The sequence below is a fragment of the Parahalioglobus pacificus genome, from assembly GCF_014652275.1.
GTDB lineage: Bacteria > Pseudomonadota > Gammaproteobacteria > Pseudomonadales > Halieaceae > Parahalioglobus > Parahalioglobus pacificus.
Window position 1 is genome coordinate 229,658 of record NZ_BMYM01000003.1, and the last position, 22,085, is coordinate 251,742.

Annotated in this window: 23 protein-coding genes; 6 read left to right on the top strand and 17 right to left on the bottom strand. The window is 58.9% G+C overall.

Annotation, left to right across the window (positions count from 1 at the left end; all coding sequences use genetic code 11):
* Positions 1-11: 11 nt before the first annotated feature.
* The 7 genes from IE089_RS14410 to IE089_RS14440 all read right to left on the bottom strand — a co-directional run bounded on the left by IE089_RS14410 (position 12) and on the right by IE089_RS14440 (position 7,907).
* Positions 12-1,388, bottom strand: a complete 1,377-nt coding sequence (locus IE089_RS14410; RefSeq protein WP_189478538.1) for an ABC1 kinase family protein — start codon at positions 1,386-1,388, stop codon at positions 12-14.
* 38 nt (positions 1,389-1,426) lie between these two features.
* Complete coding sequence (locus tag IE089_RS14415) at positions 1,427-2,563, bottom strand: acyl-CoA dehydrogenase family protein (RefSeq protein WP_189478539.1); 1,137 nt, start codon at positions 2,561-2,563, stop codon at positions 1,427-1,429.
* A gap of 10 nt (positions 2,564-2,573) precedes the next feature.
* Entirely contained in the window at positions 2,574-3,776 is a 1,203-nt protein-coding gene (locus IE089_RS14420; protein ID WP_189478540.1) for an acyl-CoA dehydrogenase family protein, read from the bottom strand.
* 23 nt (positions 3,777-3,799) lie between these two features.
* Positions 3,800-4,435: a glutathione S-transferase family protein gene (locus IE089_RS14425; RefSeq protein WP_189478541.1), complete on the bottom strand. Its 636-nt coding sequence runs from the start codon at positions 4,433-4,435 to the stop codon at positions 3,800-3,802.
* A gap of 2 nt (positions 4,436-4,437) precedes the next feature.
* A complete protein-coding gene (locus IE089_RS14430; RefSeq protein ID WP_189478542.1) occupies positions 4,438-5,610 on the bottom strand; it encodes an acyl-CoA dehydrogenase family protein in 1,173 nt (390 codons plus the stop codon).
* A gap of 111 nt (positions 5,611-5,721) precedes the next feature.
* On the bottom strand, positions 5,722-7,440 hold the full coding sequence (locus IE089_RS14435) for an aromatic amino acid hydroxylase (RefSeq protein ID WP_189478543.1): 1,719 nt from the start codon (positions 7,438-7,440) through the stop codon (positions 5,722-5,724).
* Positions 7,437-7,907 carry a MarR family winged helix-turn-helix transcriptional regulator gene (locus tag IE089_RS14440; RefSeq protein ID WP_189478544.1) on the bottom strand — a complete coding sequence of 157 codons (471 nt, stop codon included), beginning with the start codon at positions 7,905-7,907 and terminating at the stop codon, positions 7,437-7,439. Before IE089_RS14440 ends, IE089_RS14435 begins: the two co-directional genes overlap by 4 nt.
* A 105-nt stretch (positions 7,908-8,012) precedes the next feature.
* On the opposite strand from IE089_RS14440, the gene maiA reads away from it, so the two are divergent.
* Positions 8,013-8,657, top strand: coding sequence for a maleylacetoacetate isomerase (gene maiA / locus IE089_RS14445; protein ID WP_189478545.1), 645 nt, complete (start codon positions 8,013-8,015; stop codon positions 8,655-8,657).
* Here the strand turns inward: maiA and IE089_RS14450 are convergent.
* Together IE089_RS14450 and IE089_RS14455 are read right to left on the bottom strand one after the other, a co-directional pair.
* Positions 8,654-9,454: a glucose 1-dehydrogenase gene (locus IE089_RS14450; protein WP_189478546.1), complete on the bottom strand. Its 801-nt coding sequence runs from the start codon at positions 9,452-9,454 to the stop codon at positions 8,654-8,656. The genes maiA and IE089_RS14450 overlap by 4 nt on opposite strands.
* A gap of 59 nt (positions 9,455-9,513) precedes the next feature.
* A complete protein-coding gene (locus tag IE089_RS14455) occupies positions 9,514-10,956 on the bottom strand; it encodes an amidohydrolase (RefSeq protein ID WP_229802793.1) in 1,443 nt (480 codons plus the stop codon).
* 100 nt (positions 10,957-11,056) lie between these two features.
* On the opposite strand from IE089_RS14455, the gene IE089_RS14460 reads away from it, so the two are divergent.
* Positions 11,057-11,539: a UbiA family prenyltransferase gene (locus IE089_RS14460; protein WP_229802794.1), complete on the top strand. Its 483-nt coding sequence runs from the start codon at positions 11,057-11,059 to the stop codon at positions 11,537-11,539.
* Positions 11,540-11,638: 99 nt separating this feature from the next.
* Here IE089_RS14460 and IE089_RS14465 read toward each other — a convergent pair whose 3' ends face one another.
* Entirely contained in the window at positions 11,639-11,989 is a 351-nt protein-coding gene (locus tag IE089_RS14465) for a UrcA family protein (protein WP_189478547.1), read from the bottom strand.
* Between the two features lie 104 nt (positions 11,990-12,093).
* Positions 12,094-12,444 (bottom strand): UrcA family protein, encoded by a 351-nt coding sequence (locus IE089_RS14470; RefSeq protein WP_189478548.1) that lies wholly within the window; start codon positions 12,442-12,444, stop codon positions 12,094-12,096.
* Between the two features lie 285 nt (positions 12,445-12,729).
* Here IE089_RS14470 and hemH point away from each other — a divergent pair, with 285 nt between their 5' ends.
* On the top strand, positions 12,730-13,815 hold the full coding sequence (hemH, locus tag IE089_RS14475; protein ID WP_189478549.1) for a ferrochelatase: 1,086 nt from the start codon (positions 12,730-12,732) through the stop codon (positions 13,813-13,815).
* A gap of 10 nt (positions 13,816-13,825) precedes the next feature.
* A complete protein-coding gene (locus IE089_RS14480; RefSeq protein WP_189478550.1) occupies positions 13,826-14,149 on the top strand; it encodes a rhodanese-like domain-containing protein in 324 nt (107 codons plus the stop codon).
* An 11-nt stretch (positions 14,150-14,160) separates the two neighbouring features.
* On the opposite strand, the gene IE089_RS14485 is transcribed toward IE089_RS14480, so the two are convergent.
* Complete coding sequence (locus IE089_RS14485; protein WP_189478551.1) at positions 14,161-14,613, bottom strand: methyltransferase family protein; 453 nt, start codon at positions 14,611-14,613, stop codon at positions 14,161-14,163.
* Positions 14,614-14,628: 15 nt separating this feature from the next.
* Positions 14,629-15,468, bottom strand: coding sequence for a ZIP family metal transporter (locus IE089_RS14490; protein WP_189478552.1), 840 nt, complete (start codon positions 15,466-15,468; stop codon positions 14,629-14,631).
* Positions 15,469-15,650: 182 nt separating this feature from the next.
* On the opposite strand from IE089_RS14490, the gene IE089_RS14495 reads away from it, so the two are divergent.
* Positions 15,651-17,192 (top strand): aldehyde dehydrogenase family protein, encoded by a 1,542-nt coding sequence (locus IE089_RS14495; RefSeq protein ID WP_189478553.1) that lies wholly within the window; start codon positions 15,651-15,653, stop codon positions 17,190-17,192.
* Between the two features lie 15 nt (positions 17,193-17,207).
* Here IE089_RS14495 and proB read toward each other — a convergent pair whose 3' ends face one another.
* The 4 genes from proB to rplU all read right to left on the bottom strand — a co-directional run bounded on the left by proB (position 17,208) and on the right by rplU (position 20,785).
* Positions 17,208-18,329, bottom strand: coding sequence for a glutamate 5-kinase (proB, locus tag IE089_RS14500; protein ID WP_189478554.1), 1,122 nt, complete (start codon positions 18,327-18,329; stop codon positions 17,208-17,210).
* Between the two features lie 6 nt (positions 18,330-18,335).
* Entirely contained in the window at positions 18,336-19,523 is a 1,188-nt protein-coding gene (gene cgtA, locus IE089_RS14505) for an Obg family GTPase CgtA (protein ID WP_189478555.1), read from the bottom strand.
* A gap of 680 nt (positions 19,524-20,203) precedes the next feature.
* Positions 20,204-20,461 (bottom strand): 50S ribosomal protein L27, encoded by a 258-nt coding sequence (rpmA, locus tag IE089_RS14510; protein WP_189478556.1) that lies wholly within the window; start codon positions 20,459-20,461, stop codon positions 20,204-20,206.
* A 15-nt stretch (positions 20,462-20,476) separates the two neighbouring features.
* The gene (rplU, locus tag IE089_RS14515) at positions 20,477-20,785 is read right to left on the bottom strand and encodes a 50S ribosomal protein L21 (RefSeq protein ID WP_189478557.1); all 309 of its coding nucleotides are present in this window, start codon (positions 20,783-20,785) and stop codon (positions 20,477-20,479) included.
* 287 nt (positions 20,786-21,072) lie between these two features.
* On the opposite strand from rplU, the gene IE089_RS14520 reads away from it, so the two are divergent.
* Positions 21,073-22,035: a polyprenyl synthetase family protein gene (locus IE089_RS14520; RefSeq protein WP_189478558.1), complete on the top strand. Its 963-nt coding sequence runs from the start codon at positions 21,073-21,075 to the stop codon at positions 22,033-22,035.
* Positions 22,036-22,085 lie beyond the last annotated feature (50 nt).

Sequence of the window (22,085 nt, forward strand, 5' to 3'; positions counted from 1 at the left end):
CGTCGCGCCACTCAGTCTTCCTCCAGCCACCGTTGGATATACGCATGAACCAGGTCATGGGCGTTGAACTGGGCATCCAGCACGGCAATAAATGTGAACACGCCTGTCAATTTCCTGGCGATCATGGCGAACTCCCGGGAGGGCGAGGTGAAGTGGCGCGTGGCCGCACTGCTAGCGGCCTGCTTACCCACCCGCTGCATCAGACGGGAGCGTCCCCAGCAATACTCTCCATTTTCGTTCAGGTATTCCTTCGGCAGCTGCTCTGGCTCGCGCAGCGGTTCTAACAATTGCAGGCAAAACTCACTGAAGGTGTACTGCGCCTCTTCGCTGTTGGCCTCGCTCAGACAACCCAAACCGATAAGGCTCTCCAGCAGTAGCGCACGATCTTGTGCCTGACCGGCAGCGATGGCGTTGCCCAGGTGTATCAAGAAATCGTCCTCACAAGCCAGCGTGGCACCAAAATCCAACAGCACCAGTTGGTCATTGGCACCGTCGGATCGAATAAGATAATTGCCAAAGTTCGGGTCAGTTTGCAGCAGCCCCCACTGGTACAGCTCCAAAAAAAACATCTCCAGCATGGCCTTGCCCAGAGCATTGCGTCGGGCTTGCGAGAGTCCTGCAACCTCGGCCTGGGTGACCAGGTGTCCCTGCACATACTCCATGGCCAACACCTGCGGTGCGCAGAAATCAGCGTAGCGCTGTGGCACATGAAAACGCCCGGCGAGATGGCCACCGGCCAGGCCTTCAATGTGAGAGGCCATGGCGTCGCCCATGGCCGCTTCACGGGTGTAGTCAATTTCGAAATGAAGATGCTCGCGCATACTGGCAAGCCAATCATCAAGATCTCGACCGGCTTCTACCCAGCGCGCCAGCAACAGCATCCGTACTACCGCATCAAAATCTGCATCTATAACGCCGGCCAGCCCGGGGTACTGGATTTTGAGGCATATCACCTCGCCGGTTCTGCGCACTGTCGCCTTGTGGACTTGAGCAAGGCTCGCAGCGGCCAGCGCCGTGCGCTCCACCTGCAAGTCTTCCAGCTTCGCTCCCAGGTTGGCGCGCAACACCGGCTCTATCTCTGACCAGGGTAAGGGGTCGGTGGAGGCATCCAGTTCGTGAAGCGCCTCGGTGAGTGCCGGTGGCAAAAAGTGCTCACCCAAGAGGGCGAACATCTGCCCGATTTTTACGTAAGTGCCTTTGAGGCGACCGAGCTCGGCCACAAAGCGCCGAGCCTCGCGACGCATGAACGCGGTTTCTTCCTGCCTGCCACGCAGCTTCTGAAGCGCACCACCAATGGCCAGCGCGCCACCGGCTCGAAGACCGGCAACGGACACAGTGAAACCGCGGCCCAGCGGGCCGCGTTTCAGGGGTGGGGATGGCTTACTCACGGCCTGTTATACGAACAGGGCCCGGCATGAGACCTCTGCTATCGCTTCGCGTCCAACAACAGTCGCGCTAAGTGCTTGCGATGATGCTGGGCATCACCCCACTGTTGGCGCGACCATTGCGCACGGCGAATGTAGAGCTGCGCGTCGCATTCGTAGGTAAAGCCCATGCCGCCGTGGAACTGCACGGCTCGGTCTCCAGCGTAGTCGAGGGTATCGCTGGCCTGTGCTTTTGCCATACGACAGGCCGTTTCCGCATCACTGCCCAATGAGGTATCGGATACCAGGGTCGCCGCGTGATAAACGAAAGAGCGCGCAGAATCGACATCACAAAGGATATCAACCGCCGGGTGCTTCAGTGCCTGATAAGAACCAATAAGCTTACCGAATTGCTTACGGGTTTTGAGATAATCAACGGTGGTATCGAGGCACGAGGCCGCGCTACCCGTGGCCTCTGCGGCCACCAACAGTGCCCCCAGCAACCGTACATCGCGAATTGCGTCTACCACTGCCGCTCCGGCCAGAACCTGAGAAGCCTCCACAACAATGCCCTCCAGACTGACCCGCGCACTGCGCTTGGTCTGGTCAATAAGGGTGTGCTGATGGATCGCCCCCTCGGGTAACTGATCTGCGGTGAGGTGAACCACCACAGGCTCACCCCCACGCTGTGCGACGACCAGTAGATGTTCTGCAACGCCGGCATCAGCAACAAAGGTCTTGGTGCCCGACAGGCGGTTATCACTGTCCAACTCACAGGTGATGCGCGTTTCCCCCCAATCTGCACTATCCAACAGCGCGATGGTTGCCACGCTACCGGCGGCGACCTGTGCGACCAGGTCACCCCACATCTCTTCTCCCCCAGCCCGAACAATCAGCTGTCCCGCCAGCGTGGTGCTAATGAGCGGTGTCCCGAGCATGGCTCGACCCATACTCTCCACAACCGGCACAACCGCACCGATGCCCAAGCCGGAGCCACCGGCCGATTCTGGCAGGGCAATACCCGTCCAGCCCAGATTGACCATCTCCTGCCACACCGCTGCGTCGAAACCCGTTTCAGTTTCCAGCTCAGCACGCACTCGGTCGATAGGGGATTTATCGCGACAGAATTCACGCGCCACATCCAGCAGCATGGACTGCTCGTCGCTTACGCGCATTTTCGTATTTGCAATCACTGACATCTGTAACCCCTTACTTCGGCAGGCCGAGAACGTGCTCGGCAATGATATTGGCCTGCACCTGACTGGTCCCGCCACCAATGGTGGCGGAGAAGCTATTGAAATAAGCGCGCTGCCAGAACCCGCCCTGGCGCGCCTCATCATCACCCACATACAGTGCGCCACTGGCACCCTGAAGGTTTATCGCAAACTGACGCATCTGGCGCGTGTACTCGGTCCAGCGGAGCTTATGCGACAGCGCCAACGAGAAGGGGTAATCGCTACTGAGTGCGGGAATGGAGGAGCGCTTGTCGCCCAGTGTTACGGCTTTCTCCGCCATGATCAGCTTCACCAGCTCATCCCGGACCACAGCATCATCCAGTACAGCTTCGCCGTCGCGTCGCACATCAGCCAGCTGACTGATCATGTCGTCAATCACAATGTTAACGAATTGCAGTCCACCGGCGGCGCCAGCCTGTGCACCACGCTCGTACTGGAGGGTTTGCATGGCAATTTTCCAGCCCTGCCCTTCCTCGCCCATCAAGCAGGACGCGGGGATGCGCGCATCGGTGAAGAAGGTCTCGGTGAATCCGTATTCTCCGGTAATCTTTCGAATGGGCCGCGTCTCGATGCCGTCTGCCTGCATTGGCGACAGGAAGAAGGACAAACCATCGTATTTACGCTCTGTATTTGGGTTGGTCCTGGCCAGCAGGATCATGTACTTGGCGTAGTTACCCATGGTCGTCCAGATCTTGGAGCCATTGATCACGTACTCCTCGCCATCCCGAACCGCTCGGGTTTGCGCGTTACCCAGGTCGGACCCATGGTCCGGTTCGGAAAAACCCTGACACCAGATGTCTTCAGCGCTGAGAATCCCTTTCAGATAGCGCTGCTTTTCTTCCTCGGTTCCCATGTGATTGATGAGCGGCCCGGCCCAACCCAATCCAATGACATTAAAAACAATCGGCACGTCGTGGCGACGCATCTCTTGGTCCGCAATGCTCTGGTATACCGCATCCATACCACGGCCACCGTATTCTTTGGGCCAGTGCATGCCCAGATAGCCAGCAGACCAGATTTTGTGCTGCCACTCCCGCAGGAATTCCAGCTGCTGTTCGTTGCTCACCTCCATGAAGGATTGAGGCAATAAAAAGCCAGGGTCAGCGGGCTTGTTTTCTGCCATCCAGGCACTGACTTCAGCGCGGAAGGCTTCCAGTTCGTTCTGGGACGCGGTCATTATCGTTCTCCCGGTTATCCGGTTTAAGTGTTTCGCTTGGGTAAGTTTAGCGGTTCGCCAAAAGCATCGGCGCGCTTAAAGGCATCGCGCTCACACAGGCGTTCAAGGTAGCTGCGCGTTTGCGGTTTGAAGCGCTGGTCGAGCTCTATGGTCCGCGCGAGGTAGAGCGCATAACCTATTGCAATGTCTGCCACCGTGAATCGGTTGTCCACCAGGTAATCATGCGATTCGAGGTGCGCATCCAGTCGGCGTAAGCGCGCAGTGAACCAGCGCGCGTAGTCATCTGCCACCTCCTGTTTCGCCTCGCTGGGCTCTAAATAGTAGTAGCGCAGGGTAATGGTTTGAGGGAACGTCAGTGTCGCATCTGCATGATGCAGCCAGTTCAGGTATGCACCGTACTCAGGATGGTCGGGCTGTAAGCCAAAATCCCAGCGCTGGTGACGGTCTACCAGATACTGACAAATGGCGCTGGATTCCGTCATGCTGACGTCACCGTCTTCCAGGTAGGGGATGGTGCCCAGCGCATTGACGTCCAGATACTCGCGCTGAAAAATGCGCGGCGGAAAAGGCATGACTTCCAACTCGTAGTCGAGACCCAGCTCCTCCAGGGTCCAGAGCGCGCGCAGTGAACGCGCGCCATTGCAGTGCCAGAGCTTCATGATTATATCCCGTACTGGCGGCTGGCCAGGTCGCGCATAATCTCTTCCGAGCCGCCGCCAATCGCGTTAACACGTACCTCGCGGTATATCCGCTCCACCCGCGACCCACGCATGTAGCCAATGCCGCCGAGAATCTGCATCGCCTCACGCGCGCAAAACTCCACGGTCTCACTCGCCTGCACTTTGAGCATGGCAATATCCCCGGGATTGGGCGTCCCGCTTTCTATGGACTCATAGCATGCGCGCACGTAGGCCTGCGTCGCGTTCAGCTTCTGCTTCATCTGTGCAATTTTGTGACGAATGACCTGATGATCGGCGAGGCGCTTGCCGAAAGTTTTACGCTCTTGCGCCCACGCCACCGCCTCCTCCAGGCACACCCGGGCCATGGCTTCCATGCCCGATGCCATTGCCATACGCTCACCGTTGAAGTTCGTCATGATGACCAGGAACCCCTTGTTCTCTTCGCCGATCAAGTTCTCCACCGGGACTCGCACATTGTCGAAGTACAAGGTGGCCGTGTCTGAGGCCCACCATCCCTGTTTACGATCCAGCGCTGTGCGTGAAAAACCCTCGGCGTCCGTGGGGATCAAGAGCATGGACACACCGCCCGGACCCTCACCGCCCGTGCGCACCGCGGTGGATACCCAGTTCGCGCGCATGCCGCCGGTGATGTAGGTCTTGGAGCCATTAACAATAAAATGATCGCCGTCACGCTCAGCGGTCGTGCTGAGGTTTGCCACGTCCGAGCCACCACCGGGTTCGGTGATACCCAGCGCAATGTGTTTCTCGCCAGCAATGACGGACGGAGCAACCGCCTGCTTCATAGCCTCTGAACCCCAGTTAATGACCGGGGGCAGCCCGATCCCGTGGACCATCAGGCTGGCCGGTATGCCGCCAACGCCAATGCGGGCCAACTCTTCATTAGTAATCCAGTTGTGCCAGGAATCGATGCCCTCACTGATGCCGCCGAAGGCTTCGGGGTAACCCAGGCCCAACAGCCCAACCTCTGCCGCCTTGGGCCACAGCTCAATGGGAATATGGCCATCCTCATCCCACTGTTCAGCGTAGGGCATTATTTCTGTGTCAACGAATCGCCGTAGCTGGGTGCGCCAGGCCTCATGCTCTTCCCTCATGTGGGGGTTAGGCATACGGGCACTATCGAAGGTGAGGCTCATGGGGTGGCTCCGGCCGAAAGGCAGTCTTTGAATCTTGAGTATGAAAACAAAATATTAGGTATTTCGTCCCCTCGGCGCAATCACTGATCCCTGAAACCGCGGCTATTTACCCTAAAACCGCAAGGTGGCCGCCAGTGCCGGTTTTGACTGGAGGATGGTCTCAAGCTCAGAGCGCGCTCGCCCCTTCAACAGCCCCACACCGCCTACGCTACCCTCCAGCCGCAGAAATTCCACGCGCAGCAGCCATTCATCAGGATAACGCTGGGCAACACGGGCCCACGCCTCCAGTTGACCCGCCTCCAGAGACCGATTCCCTCGGACAACCGCGTCTATCGCGGCATAGGTTCCCAGCAGCGCGTCATCCTGCGCGGGCAGAATCGGCTCCCGGTGCGACGCAGGCGGAGTGTGTAGCGGGTAGGCAGCGCGATCTGCGCTGCCACCAAACACGGAAGGTATGCGGGCGCCCACCGCCATATCGAACACACCCCATTCCGGGCGGTACAGTACATCACCGGCTAGATCGGTCGCCGTGCAATTTTCAAAACTGAAGACCAGATTGCGCTGGTCCTGCCGATGAATGCCCACCAGTTTGCCGCTGACCGTGATACCTGAGAGGAACGCCAGCCGCACCGAGTCGCCCACTACGATGCCGTGAGCCTTCAGTTCGTCAACGCTGTACTCAGACAGGCAACGGCTGAAATCCTTGACTAGGCCCACCGGGGAGCTGAAACCGGACGCGTGCGCCTGTGTACCGTGACCGGGCAATTGCGACTCCTGATACGCCAATTGGGTAGGCCCCTCCGTTCGCAGCCAGATCACATTGCCCACAGCATCAGCCCTCACATCGCAGAATCGTCCGCTCACTTGCAGGCCGGACTGGTACTGGGCCGTGCAGACGGATGCCGCCGCGATGGCCTTTTGAAGACCGGCCAGCCCGCCCTGCTGATAGGCCATGGAATTGGCGAACTCGCGCAATACTTGGCTCAGGTGTTTGCAACTGCTGGTGACAAACAGCTGCGGCTGCTCGCGGGTGATATCGTACGCTGTGTTGATGGCGTCCACTGTCAGTGGTAGTTTTTGCACCGCGTCATCATCCAGGCAGTGCACACTCTCGCCCAGGGATGAGAGTAGCCCCGCACCGAAAATACGGTAGTCGTCGACGGCCCCAACCAGGCCGTATTCCACCGTCCACCAGTGTAAACGTGCCAGCAGCGCCGCCTCGGACAGCTCAGTATTGGCAGCAGTTACGGCTTCCAGCCTTGCCTCCGCCTCGGCAATGTCGGCAGGGGTACCATTGGCACAGGCCTTCAGGTCTGAGAGTGCGCGAATAGCGTCGTAAACGGCGTGATCCTCTTTCGAGGCAATAGCACGCATACCGACCTCGCCGAACAGCTGCAGAAACTCAGCGTAGTCCACGTCTACGATAAAAGGGGCGTGACCGGCTGCCTCATGCAGAATATCGGGTGCAGGGGTATAGAGCGTGTGCTCCACAGCGCGCATGTCTAGCGCTATCACCAGAATCCTCAGGGCCTGAAATTCCATAAAGACGGCCGGCGGAATGAAGCCGTCCACCACGACGGCCCGCCAACCCAGCGCTGCCAAAGCCTCATTCATTTCTTCGATAGAAGGGATGTGATCCAGCGAAATACCCGTGAGCCGAAGGCCGTCCATGTATACCGCATGGGCGGTCTGCTGCAGCCGTTCACTCAGCTGCGCCATCAGGCATCGCCACAACGCGTGGTCCTGCGGCGTGTAGCGCGAGTAATCCTGATATTGCACAAAGCCACGCAGGTGCTCGGGCAGTGACTGGATCAGCGCCGACTGATTCACGGCGCGGTTTTTCCCAGCTGTGCCAGCTGGGTCTCGAGCTTATCCAGCAGATTCAGGAAGGTGTCCCGCTCACCGGCACTGAACGCGCTGGAGAGGTCCGCCTCCCAGGCGAGTGCCTGTGGGGCTAACTCGCGGTAAAGCGCTAGCCCAGCCTCAGTGAGAGCCACCAGCGCGGCCCGGCTGTCCTGCTCGCAGGGCCGTCGACGCACCAGCGAACGCTGCTCAAGCGAAGCCAATGCTCGGGAAACACGGACTTTGTCCATCGTGGTCCGCTCTGTCAGTGTACGGCCCGTGAGTTCGCCATGTTCGGCCAGCGTCACGATTATTCGCCAGTCAGCCACGCTGAGGCCAAACTCCGAGGTATAGATTCTCGAGAGCGCCACGCTCATGGACTGCGCCAAGCGCGTGCAGCGATAGGGCAAGAACGATTGCAGGCTGAGTTTGTCTTGGGTCGAGTCCGCGCTCATAGCAGCTCCGCCGAGGCTGGGCGCAAAAGTATAGGTAAGGCGAGATATGGTTACAAACGCAACAGAAAACCTTGCGGCGCGCGACCCTTATGTCATCATCCAGCCATGAAACTGTTTAGCTACTACCGCTCTTCCTCAGCCTACCGGGTTCGCATCGCACTGAACCTGAAGGGACTGGACTACACCATCGTACCGGTAAATTTACTGCGCACGGAGCACCAGTCTGTGGACTATTCGTCGCTGAATCCGCAGCAACTGGTGCCCGCCCTGGTATTGGACGATGGCACAACGCTGTCGCAATCCATGGCCATTCTAGAGTGGTTGGATCAATGCTACCCGTCGCCGGCCCTACTGCCCGCCACCCCGGTGGAACAAGCGGCGGTGCGCAGCGTCTGCCACAGCATTGCCTGTGATATGCAGCCGCTAAACAACATGAGTATTACGGCTTACCTTAAAGCGAACCTGAGGGCGGACGAAGACGATATCCATGCTTGGTACACCCAGTGGATGCACCGCGGCTTCACCGGCGTGGAGACCGCCGTGCGCGGTAACGGCGGCCTATTCTGTTTCGGGGAAACCGCGGGAATGGCCGACTGCCTGCTGATTCCTCAGATGTTTAATGCCTATCGTTTTGATGTAGACATGTCGCCGTTTCCCACGCTGGAACGGATCTTTGAGCACTGCAACCAACAAGATGCCTTCATCAGGGCGCATCCGTCGCGACAACCAGATACGCCCGAAACGCCCTAGCCCATGCCGCCAAAGGCACGCGGCATCTGCATGTTCAGTCGCTCCATACCACCATTCACCGCCAGGATGTCGCCGGTAACGTAGCTCCCGGCCGGAGAGCAAAGGTACAAGGCCCCCAGGGCGATATCCTCAACTTCACCCAGACGCCCCATTGGCGTCAGGTCCACCATGGTCTGCTCGATCTCGGGCGTTAACACCGTATTGAGCGCATCGGTTTTGGTGGAGCCCACTGCAATTCCGTTGACGCGCACCCTCGGTGCGTATTCCTGCGCCATTTCCCGCGTAAGGAACGACAGCGCCCCCTTGGCGGTGCCATAAGCGGTGAAGCAGGGTGCGGGTTTGTGCCCGGCAATGGAGGAAATATTCAGCACAGCACCCTCGCCCTCTCCATCGGTCATCAAGGGAACGCAAAGACGGGTCAGTTCAAAAGCGGTGGTCACGTTGAAGCGAAAAGCCGCATCGAACTCGCTGGCAGTGGTTTGGGCGGCCGGTTTGGGCGGAAAGCCGCCGGCATTGTTAACCAGAATATCGAGACGGCCGAAGGTATCGCGTACCGTATTCACCAAGTGCTCAAGCTGGGCAAAGTCCAGCACATCGGTCACTACCGGCAGAGCGCGACGCCCCATGGCCTCGGCGTCTTGGGCAACCGCACGGATATCCGCCTCGGTGCGTGCGGCCACCACGACATCTGCGCCCGCTTCCGCAAACGTGCGGGCAATCGCTGCGCCAATACCTTTACCGCCGCCCGTGATCAGGGCAACTTTGCCATCCAGGCGAAAATGATCCAGAACTCCCATTCGTTTCTCCTTGTTTGCGTCGCCGGATTCAGGCGGCACTGTTATTGGTTTATGGCCTGCTACTTGCGGTAATCCAGCGGCGGATCCCTGTCGCCCAGTAACGCTTCGTATTCGAAATCGGGACCGATGCGCTCTTCATACTCGGCACGGGCCTGCGCCAACGTATCGGGCTGCTGGAACAACTGTGCTGCTGTTAACGCCAGTGTCTTGGCGGCGACCATCATGCCCTTATAGCCAATCGAGGTGCCGCCGGCGGCGATGGCCTGCCAGCTGTGGGCCGAGGTGCCCGGTACCCAGGTTGCCGTCCGAACGCCCGCCGTAGGCACCCGCCAGCTCACATCGCCAACATCGGTAGAGCCCATGCCCAGCTCTTCCTCAAAGGGCTGGATAGTGCTTTCCCAACCCGTGATATCACGATCATTGTTCAGGGTCTCATCGATACGGTTGGCAAATGCGCGCTCCTGCGCGTCATAGTCAACGCCGCCGACAGTGGTCAGATTGGCGTGCAGTGCTCGAGCCAGTACGGTATTCGGCAATAAGCTGTGGTTGCCGTGAATCACCTCTGCCTTCAGGGTGGTTCCGGTACCGATAGCCGCGGCGTCTGCCGTGGCCATCACGCGTTCCCACAAGCCCTTGAGCGTCTCGGCTTTGGGGTGCCTGACGTAGTAGAACACCTCGGCGAAGTCGGGCACGACATTGGGTGCCGAGCCACCGCTAGTAATCACGTAGTGAATGCGGGTCTCCTGAGGAACATGCTCGCGCATCATATTGGCCATAAAGTTCATGGCTTCCACGGCATCCAGCGCTGAACGCGCCTTCTCGGGTGAAGCAGCCGCGTGGGCGGAAACCCCGTAGAACCGAAACTTGGCCGACTTGTTCGCCAGGCTGGTGGAGGGGTTCGCACTGTTCAGACTGGCAGGGTGCCAGTCCAGCACCGCGTCCACATCATCAAACAGTCCCGCACGCACCATATACACTTTGCCCGAGCCGCCCTCTTCGGCGGGAGTGCCGTACAACCGGATGGTGCCCGGTACATCGTTGTCTGCCATCCACTGTTTCACGGCGATGGCCGCCGCCGTAGATCCGGCACCAAAGAGATGATGACCACAGGCATGCCCGGCGTTGCGATCCTGCCTGATTTCCCGGAAAGGCGAATCGGTTTGTGAGATACCCGGCAGCGCATCGAACTCCGCCAGCAGGCCGATAACAGGCTCACCCTGCCCGTAGCTTGCGACGAACGCGGTTGGAATCTCGGCAACGCCGCTCTCCACGGAGAAGCCCGCATCGCGCAGGGTTTTCTGCAGCAGGTTTGAGCTCTCGGTTTCCTGATAACCCAGCTCGGCGCTCTCCCAAATAGTGCGCGCGATCCCGGCGTAGCGCTGGTAGTTATCGTCCAGGTAGTCCGTCATTGCCGATGCATCTGTAGACGCGTGAGCAGACAGTGCCGCGATTGAGGCCGCTATGCCCATACAGATCCGCGCTGTCCAAGGTGCTGTTTTCATCGCCGTGTCACCCCTACTGTGATTGCTTCGCTTACACTTGATCGCTCATCACACACCTTAGCCTCTGGAACGAGCTGCGGGGCAATACGGACCGGTTTTTATGTCGATCATCGCCCGTTGGGTTAATGCTTTGGACCAGATGGCGCGCCCGGATGCCGCGCGCTGGTCACAGTTGGACATCGTGTCCAAGTGGTTGATTGCGGTGGGGGCCCCTGTGCTTTTTATCACCTTCGCGGCAGCAGCGCTGGGAGGACTACTGGCCTGGGGAGAAGGCAGGTTTGACCCTTGGGTGTGGTTGCTGACTTGCATAGGGCTTTTGTTCGCACACGCTAGCAATAACCTGCTGAACGACCTCACCGATAGCAAGCAGGGCATCGACAAAGACAACTATTACCGCAACCAGTACAGCGTTCATTTGCTGGAAGACAAGCTAGTCAGCCCTACAACTTTTTATGGCTATATCGCATTCACTGCGGGTGTGGCGCTGGCCTGCGGGCTAGCGCTGGTGTGGTTGCGTGGCGGCCTGACCCTGGATCTGATGCTGGCGGTGGGGCTGGATGTTGTTTTGGGACGATTGCAGTAACGATGGGACTTGTGTGAAACAGCGTCAGGGAGCTGCCCCGGAAGGCAGCTCCCTGATGGCCCCCGCCAGGGGTTGCAGGAGCCGGAACAGAACGAGTGTTTACTCGTTGATCGTAGCGACCTGATTGGCGTTCAGCTGGGCCATAGCCTCAGACATTACGCGCTGGTAGCAGATCTTGTTTTCGGTGGCCTGGGTAATGCCGCCGGCATCGTTAGGATGGCTGGAGCCGCATACCTGCTCAGCCGCTTCGCTGATGCGGAAGTACAGGGCTTCCTGTCCACGTACTGTGGTGAGATCCAGGTCGTTATGGCCAATGGCTGCCTGTTGCAGTCCCTCAGCGGTGGTCGTTACTCGCGTGGTTTCATAGTTCTCTGCTGACGCGGTCATTGCTACACCAGCGCTGATACCAAGAACTGCGAAAGCGACTGTCTTGCGGATTACATTTTTCATAGTCATTTCCCTACACCTGCGGTGTTTTTATGCCATTCGGCTATTTGGTTGGTCAGCGGTCCAGGCTATTGCCTAAGACCACCTCCCGAAGTTGTTCCAGTGCCCTACTCGTTGATAGAGGCAACCTGGTCGGCGTTTATCTGTGCCATGGCTTCTGACATGGCGCGCTGAAAACAAACCTTGTTCTCTGTCGCCTGGGTCATGCCACCGGCATCCCGGGGGTTGCTGGAACCGCAAACCTGTTCGGCAGCTGCACTGATACGGAAGTACAGTGTTTCCTGGCCCCTGACTGTTGTGAGATCCAGGTCAGCGTGACTCACCGCTGCCTGCTGCAGGCTATCGACAGTAGTCGTTACCTGGGTTGTTTCATAAGTCTCTGCGGATGCATTCAGTGCGACACCAGCGGCAATGCCAATTACCGCAGAAGCCAACGTCCTGTTGATTACATTTTTCATGGTCATTCTCCCTACACCTTCGGTGTTGATTGCCACTTGGCTGTCTTGTTTGGGTGGCCGTTCCGGAGTGCCTCTCGCTGCGACCACGTGATCAAAGTTAGGCCAGCACCGTGACACTAAAAAGACGCATTCGATGAATTGTTGGTGACTATCGATGAATCGCCGGAATCCAGCGATGAGTTGCGCGCGTACCTGACCAAACACACCGCTACATGCGTGCTCGTCACTGACCGTACGCATATATAATGCGCGCTGGTTACAGCTTCGCGGCATAATGGACACGCAATGACCTATTCAGGCTTCCCCGAATTCAACCATGACCAGGCGCCACGTATCGGCGTATTGGTCACCAACCTTGGAACGCCACAGGCACCCGAAAAGCGCGCCCTGAAGCCCTACCTTAAGCAGTTCCTGTCCGACCCCCGGGTTGTGGAGATCCCCCGCCTACTGTGGTGGTTCATCCTGAACGGCATCATTCTCAATATCCGACCCCGACGCTCTGCCGAGGCCTACAAGACGGTATGGACGGAGCAAGGCTCGCCCCTGTTACTGCACACCCGTGACCAGGCCCAAGCCCTGCAGGCCAAACTGAGCGGCGAACTGGGGGAGCAGGTGCTGGTGGATTTCGCGATGCGTTACGGACAACCGGCCATTGATGGGGCCATCGAGCGCTTGCTGGAACGCGGTGTGCGGAAGTTGTTGGTGCTGCCGCTGTACCCGCAATACAGCGGTCCCACCGGGGGGTCCACCTTCGACGCGGTGGCGGCAGACTTTACCCGGCGGCGCTGGCTACCCGACTTCCGCTTTGTCAGTCATTACTGCGACCATCCGGGTTACATCGCTGCCGTGGCAGACAGCATTCGTCGCCACTGGGAGCAGCACGGCCGCGCCCAGCGACTGATCTTCAGTTACCACGGCGAACCGCGTCGCTATCTCGATAATGGCGACCCCTATCACTGCCAGTGCCACAAAACCTCCCGTCTGGTCGCTGCGGATCTGGGGCTGACAGAAGGCGAGTACATGACCAGCTTCCAGTCACGCTTTGGCCGGGAAGAGTGGCTAAAGCCCTATACCGACGAGACGCTGAAATCGTTGCCTGCTGAGGGTATCAACGCCGTGCAAATCGTTTGCCCGGGATTTTCAGCAGATTGCCTGGAAACCATCGAGGAAATCGGGGAAGAGAACCGCGAGTACTTCATGGAGGCTGGCGGGGAGCGCTATGAATACATCCCCTGCCTGAACGCTGAACAGGCACATATTGAATTCCTGGCCACCCTGGTGCGGGAGCAGCTTCAGGGCTGGTTGGATACACCGGTGACGGCGCCGGAAGTCACACTGGAACAGGCGCTCGCCAAGGGCGCTACACGATGAGGAGACGAGAATGCTTCGTAAAATGGTTGCGCTGTTGGCGCTGGGATGGACGGTGTCAGTGAACGCGCAAGTTGAAGACAACGCCGTGTGGATCGACGTGCGCACACCGGCGGAATACGCCAGCGGCCACGTGGATGGCGCGCTGAATATCCCCTGGGATGCCATCGCCACCGGCGTAGCCGCATTGGAGTTGGCGCCCGATACGCCCGTCTATCTGTACTGCGGCAAAGGTGGTCGCGCGGAAAAAGCCAAGGAAGCGCTCGCCGGGGAAGGCTTCACCGCCTTAACCAACGCCGGCGGCATTGATGATGCCCGTAAGCTGGCTGGCGAGTAAGCGTCGGTTCTTTACAGCCAGCGGCGTACGCTGGCGCAATAGTGGGCGTACTCTTCGGGGAACGCCTCACGCAGCATCTGCTCCTCTGGGCGAATGTAGCGCCATTCGATGATCAGCACGAACGCCGCGGGCACCGCCAGTGCGCTGGTGGCACCTACGGTAATAGCCAGCCCCAATAGCACCGCAGTCATACCAAGGTACATGGGATTTCGACTGAAGCGGTAGACCCCGGTTGTCACCAGCGTGGTCACCTCGGTAAAGGGGACCAGATTGGTGCCCGCGCGCTGGAACAGCCCGCCTGCATAGACCAACAGTGCCAATCCAGCCACGATAAACACGCCGCCGATGAGCTGCCCTTCCAAACTGGTGTATCGGGTTCCCGGTAGGTATTCGTTCAGCACGAAGGTGGTCACAATCCCGAACACCAACCACATGGGCGGGTAGATCACTCGCTTGGTGGTCATGCCTCTTCTCCCGCTTTATCCATGATGCGCACCTGCCGGTTCCAGCGCGCCAATACTATAGGCAATCGCGATTCCCAGTAGGAACGCCAGGGTAAGCTTGACCCGGTCATGGCTGTGGAAGTGAATCTCAGGGATCAGGTCGCTAAGCGCGATACAAACAAAGGCGCCGGCAGAGAATGCAAGCGCAGCCGCAACCACCGCGCTGCCACCACCGATCAAGGCATCAACGCCTGCGTAGAACAGCACTGCGCCAAGGGGGCACAACAGGGCGAACATCCCATTGGCACCCAATTGCGCGCTCCGGGACCATCCTCCTGCGGCCATCACAGAAGTAATCGCCATGGCACCCAGGGGTTTGTGGAGCAGAATCGCCAAAAACACACCGAATGCCATCAGCCTGCCGCCATGATCGGCCTGCGCCTGCATGGCCGCACCCAGCGCAACTCCGTCAAGCAGAGCATGAATACCCAGGCCCGCGGCAAGCGCCAGCCAACTCAATTGATTGACCGGTGAGGGATGCTGATGATCGTGGTGGTGCTCGTGATGATGGTCATCATCCTCGATGCCCTGAAGTCGGAAGGGGAATACACGAAGCAGTAACAGCAGCGTTACCAGGCCTGTTAACAGCCAGACCGCAGCGGCGTCTACCGCATGGGGGCCTTCAAACATCACAACCGCGTGGGGCAACAGATGCAGTAGCGCCACGCCCAGCATCAAGCCGGCAACAAGACTGAGGATTAGCTGCGTGCGCGTGTGGGTCATGCGCACCCACCCCGGCAACAACCCGCCGAGCCACGACACCAGCACAATGCAGGCACTGTAGAGAATCAATAACTGGGTAGCACTGGCATCCATGTGGGCCGTCCATTTTTGCAGCCGGCGATTATTTCATATTCCACTGCTGCGAGCATGACAATTGCAGCATTCGTGGTGGTACAACAGCGCACACCTTGCGCAGGTTGTGATTGGAGTGAAATTGACAGCCAGACTAACGATCATTAGTTTCGGTCATCAATCCTCTATGTCCGGGCCTGCCCATGTCGATTTACGAGTCCGTCGAATCCAGTGATTCCCGCCGCCACCTGCAGCTGAAGAGTCCGGTCAGCCTGGAGCCCATTGGCGAACTGGTGTGCGCCAACAGCGAAGATGTGGCAGTCGCGATTGCCAAAGCCAGGGCCGCACAGCCCGCCTGGGCCGCTACCAGCATGAAGGAGCGCGCCGCAATCGTGCAGCGGGCTCTGCAGTTGGTGCTGGAACGTCAGGACGAGATTATCGACACCGTAGTGCGCGAAACCGGCAAGGCCAGAACTGATGCCATGAGCATGGAAGTATTCTCGGTGGCAGACTCGCTGTGTTACTACGCGAAAAACGCCGAAAAATTTCTCAAGCCACGCAAACGCAAGATTCACGGCATCCTGGGCATCGCCAAACAGCTGCGCATACTCTACAAGCCCCTGGGCGTGGTAGGGCTTATCACGCCCTGGAATGGACCTTTTGTACTGGTGATGAACCAGGCCGTACAGGCCGTTCTTGCCGGCAATACCGTGGTCGCCAAGGGCTCTGAGGTCACACCTTTCTCTGCCAAGTTGGCCGAGACACTGCTCCTGGATGCCGGCCTGCCCGAGGGTGTGCTGCAAGTGCTTCTGGGCGACGGCGAGACCGGCGCAGCCATCGTTGAGGGCGGCGTCGACAAGATATCCTTCACCGGTAGCGTTGCCACTGGACGCAAGGTAGCGGAGGCCTGTGCCCGGCAGCTCATTCCCTGCACCCTGGAGCTTGGCGGCAACGACGCCATGATCGTATGTGCTGACGCCGATATCGACCGCGCAGTAGACGGGGCCTGGTTGGGCTCGTGCATGAATACCGGCCACTACTGCTGTGGTACCGAGCGAATCTATGTGGTGGATTCAATCTACGACGAGTTCCTTGCCAAAGTGCTTGAGAAAGGAAAACAGCTGCGCCAGGGCACCGAGCACGGCTGGGAAGAAGATGTAGGCGCGGTGTTCTGGGACCGCCAGATGAGCATCATCGAAGCGCATGTAGAGGACGCGCGCGCCAAGGGAGCCACTATTCATATGGGCGGGCGACGCAATCCGGATCTGCCCGGCCTGTACTACGAGCCCACGGTAGTGACAGAGGTCGACAACAGCATGGACATCATGCGCCTGGAGACCTTCGGGCCAATCTTGTGCATTCAACGAGTCGCCTCGGAGGAGGAAGCGCTGGCCTTAGCCAACGACTCCGAATTTGGCCTCAACGGCAACGTATGGACGCAGGATAAAGAGAAGGGCTACCAGTTGGCCTCGGCCATCGATACCGGCTCATGCAGCGTGAACGACATGGCTGTGAGCTACGGTGTACCCGCGGCACCTTTTGGTGGGCGCAAACAATCCGGCGTGGGCCAAGTGAACGGTAAAAAAGGCCTGCGCGGTTACTGCCACGAAATGCCAATCGTGATTGATCGATTTGGCGGCAAGATGCAAAACGCCTATCCCTACAGCGCCGAAAGCGCCGAGGGTATGCGCAAGCTGATGCACTTTATGTGGATAAAGACGCCGCTGGGACGCTGGCTGAGCTAGTTTTTCCCGAAAAACTCAGGCGAGCACCAGGTTATCGCGGTGAATCATCTCAGGATCACCGCCATAACCCAGCAGCGGCTCTATATCGCCCGAGGCGCGGCCAGCAATACGGCGCGCTTCATCGGCTGGGTAATTCACCAGCCCCCTTGCCACCTCATTGCCCTTACTATCGGTCAGCGACACCAGATCGCCACGGCTAAAGTTGCCCTTCACATTAACCACACCTACCGGCAGCAAACTTCGGCCAGACTCTCTCAATACCTTCACGGCACCGGCATCGAGCTCAATGTGACCCTGCACCTGCAGCAGACCCGCCAACCATTGTTTGCGCGCCGTCTGCGGCTGGCGCCCGGTGCGTAGCCAGGTACCGATGTTATCGCCATCGGCAATCGCAGCCAAAACATTCGTATGCCGGCCACCGGCGATGACAGTCTCCGTTCCGGAGCGCGCCGCCAGACGCGCCGCGCGAAGTTTCGTCACCATGCCACCTCGACCCAGCACACCGCCTTCCCCCGCAGCCGCATCCAGGGCGGAATCGCCGACATCAGCGGTAGCAATCAACGTGGCATTCGGATTTTCCCGGGGGTTGGCGTCAAAGAGGCCGTCCTGATCTGTGAGTAGCACCAGCGCGTCTGCATCGACCAAGTTCGCAACCAGAGCCGCCAGGGTATCGTTATCGCCGAAACGGATCTCGTCAGTGACGACTGTGTCGTTTTCATTAACGATGGGCAGAACGCCCAGCTGCAACAGTGTATTCAGCGTTCCCCGGGCATTGAGATAGCGATCCCGGGCACTGACATCGTCATGGCCCAGCAACACCTGCGCCGTAGTAAGGCCGTGGGTCTTGAAGGCATCTTCATAGGATTGGACCAACTCGGATTGGCCCACGGCTGCGGCAGCCTGCAGTTCATGCAATGCGGTTGGACGGGACTGCCAGCCAAGGCGAACTACACCGGCAGCAACAGCACCACTGGATACCAGTACCACCTCGTTACCCGCACCTCGCAGAGCCGCTATCTGCTGCGCCAGGGCGGTAATCATTCCCCGGTCCAGGCCCCGACCGTCGTCGGTTAACAGGGCGCTTCCCACCTTTAACACCCAACGGCGGGCGGCACTGATCTCGCTACGGTTACTCATGACGGGTCAGGGAGCGTACTCCACCTCCACGTCGTAATCGTCATCATCCTCGTCGTCATCCGCTTCCTGCGCCTGCGAACGACGGCGAGCACGCAGTTCAGCGATGCGCTCCCGCGCTTCCTGCTGCATGGCCACCTGCGATTGAAATTCCTGCTCTGCCAGTTCGGGATCTTCCGCTTCCAGTGCGCGTTGCTGCTCCAGCAGTTCCATCATGTCCTGACAGAGGCGTTGCGTGCCCTCGCCGCTAATGGCCGAAATCTCATAAACGGGGCCTTCCCACTCCAGTGCAGACAGCACCGCCTCGCGCCGCTCGGCAAACTCTTCCGGCGTGAGCAGGTCAGATTTGTTCAGCACCAGCCATCGAGGGCGGGCCGCCAGCGTGGGGCTGAACAGCGCAAGCTCTTGCACAATGGCAAGCGCGGAGTCGGCAGGCTCCGTGCCATCCCAGGGCGCCATATCGACAATGTGCAGCAGGATGCGATTACGCGTGAGGTGTTTCAGGAAGCGAATCCCCAAACCTGCCCCGTCGGAGGCACCTTCAATCAGCCCAGGTATGTCCGCCACCACAAAACTGCGGTGCGCATCGACTTTTACAACGCCCAGATTGGGGACCAAGGTCGTGAAGGGGTAGTCCGCCACTTTCGGCCGGGCCGAGGACACAGCCCGGATAAATGTGGACTTGCCCGCATTGGGCAATCCCAGCAAACCAACGTCTGCCAGTACTTTGAGTTCGAGCTTCAGCGAGCGCATTTCGCCTTCGCTGCCGGGTGTCGTCTGGCGAGGTGCCCTGTTAGTGCTGGATTTGAAGCGGGTATTACCAAGGCCGTGGAAGCCGCCGCGAGCAACGATTAACTGCTGGCCATCAGCTGAGAGGTCTCCCAGAATCTCGCCGCTGTCTTCATCAAGGATGGTGGTGCCGATGGGAACGTTAAGCACCAGGTCTTCGCCACTCTTGCCGGTACAGTTGCGACCTTTGCCAGACTCGCCGCTCTCGGCGCGGTATTGCCGCTGAAACCGGTAATCGACCATGGTGTTCAGTGCGCTGTCGGCCTGCATAATCACGCTACCGCCGTCACCGCCATCACCCCCGTCGGGGCCACCCTTGGCAATGTATTTTTCGCGCCTGAAGCTCAGGCAGCCATTGCCGCCCTTGCCCGCGAAAACTTTGATACTGGCTTCGTCTACAAATTTCATAACCCGTCCATTTTACCTGCAACGCCGTGCATTACACGGTAACTTTTCATGCTCTTCTTGATGCCGCACTTGCCAACGCTCTCATGGCACCCGTTCGTGGTCCGCTTGCGTCCTTCAGTCGCTCCACGATGTTCGCTTGGTGACGGGCGCAATCTACCGCCTTCACTGAACCCTTCGTCATCGTCCCGCTTACCGATCGGGCCCGCGGTAGCGGTCACTGCAGCGCCGGAGTGTGCGAGGCAGGACGCCGAGCCCAAGCCCCCACGGACGGGTTCACCGCGTCTCCGGCGGCAGGGCCGGCACTGCGGGTCTTGAACACGCAGCACCGCTCAATCGGCGTATTTACCCACCCGCTTATGGCACCGTTCGTCGTCCGCTTGCGCCCTTCAGTCGCTCCACGATGTTCGCTTGGTGACGGGCGCAACCTGCCGCCTTCGCTGACCACGTCGCAATCACGCTGCTACCTGCCTGACTCACGGTATCGGCCACTGCAACGCCGGAGTGTGCGAGGCAGGGTGCCGAGCCCAAGCCCCCACGGACGGGTTCACGGCATCTCCGGCGGCGGGGCCGATGCCGCGGGTCGAACAAAAAGCTACCACCACCCCAGCTTGCAATCTCGGGGGCAAAAAAAAGCCCCGTCAATTGACGAGGCTCTTTCGGATTCTTGCGAGAGTCGCAGATCAGGCGCTCACCACCTGAACAAACTTGCGATTCTTCGGACCCTTGGTGACGAACTCTACTTTGCCATCAGAGACAGCAAACAGAGTGTGGTCCTTACCGATGCGAACATTGTCGCCTGCGTGGAACTTGGTGCCGCGCTGACGAACGATGATGTTGCCTGCTTTAACGTCTTGACCGCCGAAGCGCTTGACGCCAAGGCGTTTACTCTCGGAATCGCGTCCGTTACGAGTACTACCACCCGCTTTCTTATGTGCCATGGTCGATACCCTCCTTTAGGCCGAAATACCAGTGATCTTCACTTCGGTGAACCACTGGCGGTGGCCGGTTTCACGACGATAGTGCTTACGACGATTGAACTTAACAATCTTCACCTTGGGGTGACGACCATGAGCAACCACCTCGGCGGTTACTTTACTGCCGTCCAGCAGCGGCGTGCCGATTTTCACATCGTCACCACCTACCATCAGCACACGATCGAACTCGATGGTGTCGCCGGTAGCTGCTTCAATCTTTTCCAGCTTGAGGGTTTCGCCCTCAATCACGCGGTGCTGCTTACCACCGCTTTCAATAACTGCGTACATGTTGCACTCCGTTTAGTTAGCCTGCTCGCAGTCTGTGGATCCTTCCGAAGGAGGGGCAGAGCCAGGCATAAACAGTTAAAACGCCATCCACTGCCGCCTGTGGCGGTGCATGGGTGACATGAGGGCGGCGATTTTACTGAAATCACCGCCCCCTAGCAAGGTTTAATTTCCTTTATAAGACAGGCACTTAGCTGCCTAGATTTTGCCTTTGTAGGCGTCTGACCCACCGCTTGACCACCGATGCCTCACCCCATAGCATGCGCTGGCAATCAAGGACCCCTCACACGATGCAGGATATACGCGACGCAGTCGCCGACGAGTTCGAACAGGTCAATCACCTTATCATCGAGCAACTCCACTCTGACGTGGATATGGTCGAGAACGTGGGCCACTATATCGTCGATGCTGGCGGCAAACGCCTGCGTCCACTGCTCGCCCTGCTGACGGCCAAGGCCCTCGGTGGTTGTGAGGCACAACATGTGACCTTCGCCGCGGTGGTGGAGTTTATTCACACCGCCACCCTGCTGCACGACGACGTTGTCGATATCTCCCAGCTACGCCGCGGCCGACCCACCGCCAACGCGGAGTTCGGCAACGCCCCATCGGTGCTCGTCGGGGACTTCCTGTATACCCGCGCCTTCCAGTTAATGGTTCAGCTGGATCATATGCCGCTGCTACACCATATGGCGGATACAACCAATACCATCGCCGAGGGTGAGGTACTGCAATTGGTGCGCGCCGGCGACGCCGAAACCTCTGAAGCGCAGTATCTGGATGTCATTACTCGCAAAACGGCGGTTCTCTTCGGCGCTGCCTGTCGCGGCGCAGCACTGCTCAGCGGTGAGGACGCAACGTGCTGTGATGCAATGGAACAGTTTGGTATTAATCTGGGCATTGCCTTCCAGATGATCGATGACGTACTGGACTACGAAGGTGACCCGGCAGTCACCGGTAAGAACATTGGCGACGACCTCACCGAGGGCAAGCCCACGCTCCCCTTGATTCATGTGCTCAAGACGGGCACCGAGTCACAGCAGGGGTTAGTGCGAGAGGCAATCACCCAGCGTAGCGCCGACAAGCTTGCCGACATTGTGACCGCCGTGCGCGACTGCGGTGGCCTCACTGAAACGCGAAACCAGGCGAGCGCCTACAGGGATAAGGCAATGGCCAGTCTGGATGGGCTGTCCGACAGTGCCGCCAAGCAGGCCATGGAAGCCTTGGCAGAACTTTCGGTCAGTCGAGACCACTAGCCGATTGCGACGCCCAGAGCCGCTTCATATACTGGAGCCCCCCACAGCGA

Excerpts from the sequence above, each read along its gene's own strand:
- IE089_RS14480 (WP_189478550.1), top strand. The coding sequence starts at position 13,826 with ATGCTTCGTAAAATGGTTGCGCTGTTGGCGCTGGGATGGACGGTGTCA.
- IE089_RS14420 (WP_189478540.1), bottom strand. The coding sequence starts at position 3,776 with ATGACCGCGTCCCAGAACGAACTGGAAGCCTTCCGCGCTGAAGTCAGT.
- proB (WP_189478554.1), bottom strand. The coding sequence starts at position 18,329 with ATGAGTAACCGTAGCGAGATCAGTGCCGCCCGCCGTTGGGTGTTAAAG.
- IE089_RS14485 (WP_189478551.1), bottom strand. The coding sequence starts at position 14,613 with ATGACCACCAAGCGAGTGATCTACCCGCCCATGTGGTTGGTGTTCGGG.
- cgtA (WP_189478555.1), bottom strand. The coding sequence starts at position 19,523 with ATGAAATTTGTAGACGAAGCCAGTATCAAAGTTTTCGCGGGCAAGGGC.
- IE089_RS14465 (WP_189478547.1), bottom strand. The coding sequence starts at position 11,989 with ATGAAAAATGTAATCCGCAAGACAGTCGCTTTCGCAGTTCTTGGTATC.
- rpmA (WP_189478556.1), bottom strand. The coding sequence starts at position 20,461 with ATGGCACATAAGAAAGCGGGTGGTAGTACTCGTAACGGACGCGATTCC.
- IE089_RS14450 (WP_189478546.1), bottom strand. The coding sequence starts at position 9,454 with ATGGGAGTTCTGGATCATTTTCGCCTGGATGGCAAAGTTGCCCTGATC.
- maiA (WP_189478545.1), top strand. The coding sequence starts at position 8,013 with ATGAAACTGTTTAGCTACTACCGCTCTTCCTCAGCCTACCGGGTTCGC.
- IE089_RS14415 (WP_189478539.1), bottom strand. The coding sequence starts at position 2,563 with ATGTCAGTGATTGCAAATACGAAAATGCGCGTAAGCGACGAGCAGTCC.
- IE089_RS14455 (WP_229802793.1), bottom strand. The coding sequence starts at position 10,956 with ATGAAAACAGCACCTTGGACAGCGCGGATCTGTATGGGCATAGCGGCC.
- IE089_RS14425 (WP_189478541.1), bottom strand. The coding sequence starts at position 4,435 with ATGAAGCTCTGGCACTGCAATGGCGCGCGTTCACTGCGCGCGCTCTGG.
- hemH (WP_189478549.1), top strand. The coding sequence starts at position 12,730 with ATGACCTATTCAGGCTTCCCCGAATTCAACCATGACCAGGCGCCACGT.
- IE089_RS14495 (WP_189478553.1), top strand. The coding sequence starts at position 15,651 with ATGTCGATTTACGAGTCCGTCGAATCCAGTGATTCCCGCCGCCACCTG.
- IE089_RS14470 (WP_189478548.1), bottom strand. The coding sequence starts at position 12,444 with ATGAAAAATGTAATCAACAGGACGTTGGCTTCTGCGGTAATTGGCATT.
- IE089_RS14430 (WP_189478542.1), bottom strand. The coding sequence starts at position 5,610 with ATGAGCCTCACCTTCGATAGTGCCCGTATGCCTAACCCCCACATGAGG.
- IE089_RS14460 (WP_229802794.1), top strand. The coding sequence starts at position 11,057 with ATGTCGATCATCGCCCGTTGGGTTAATGCTTTGGACCAGATGGCGCGC.
- rplU (WP_189478557.1), bottom strand. The coding sequence starts at position 20,785 with ATGTACGCAGTTATTGAAAGCGGTGGTAAGCAGCACCGCGTGATTGAG.
- IE089_RS14440 (WP_189478544.1), bottom strand. The coding sequence starts at position 7,907 with ATGAGCGCGGACTCGACCCAAGACAAACTCAGCCTGCAATCGTTCTTG.
- IE089_RS14490 (WP_189478552.1), bottom strand. The coding sequence starts at position 15,468 with ATGGATGCCAGTGCTACCCAGTTATTGATTCTCTACAGTGCCTGCATT.
- IE089_RS14520 (WP_189478558.1), top strand. The coding sequence starts at position 21,073 with ATGCAGGATATACGCGACGCAGTCGCCGACGAGTTCGAACAGGTCAAT.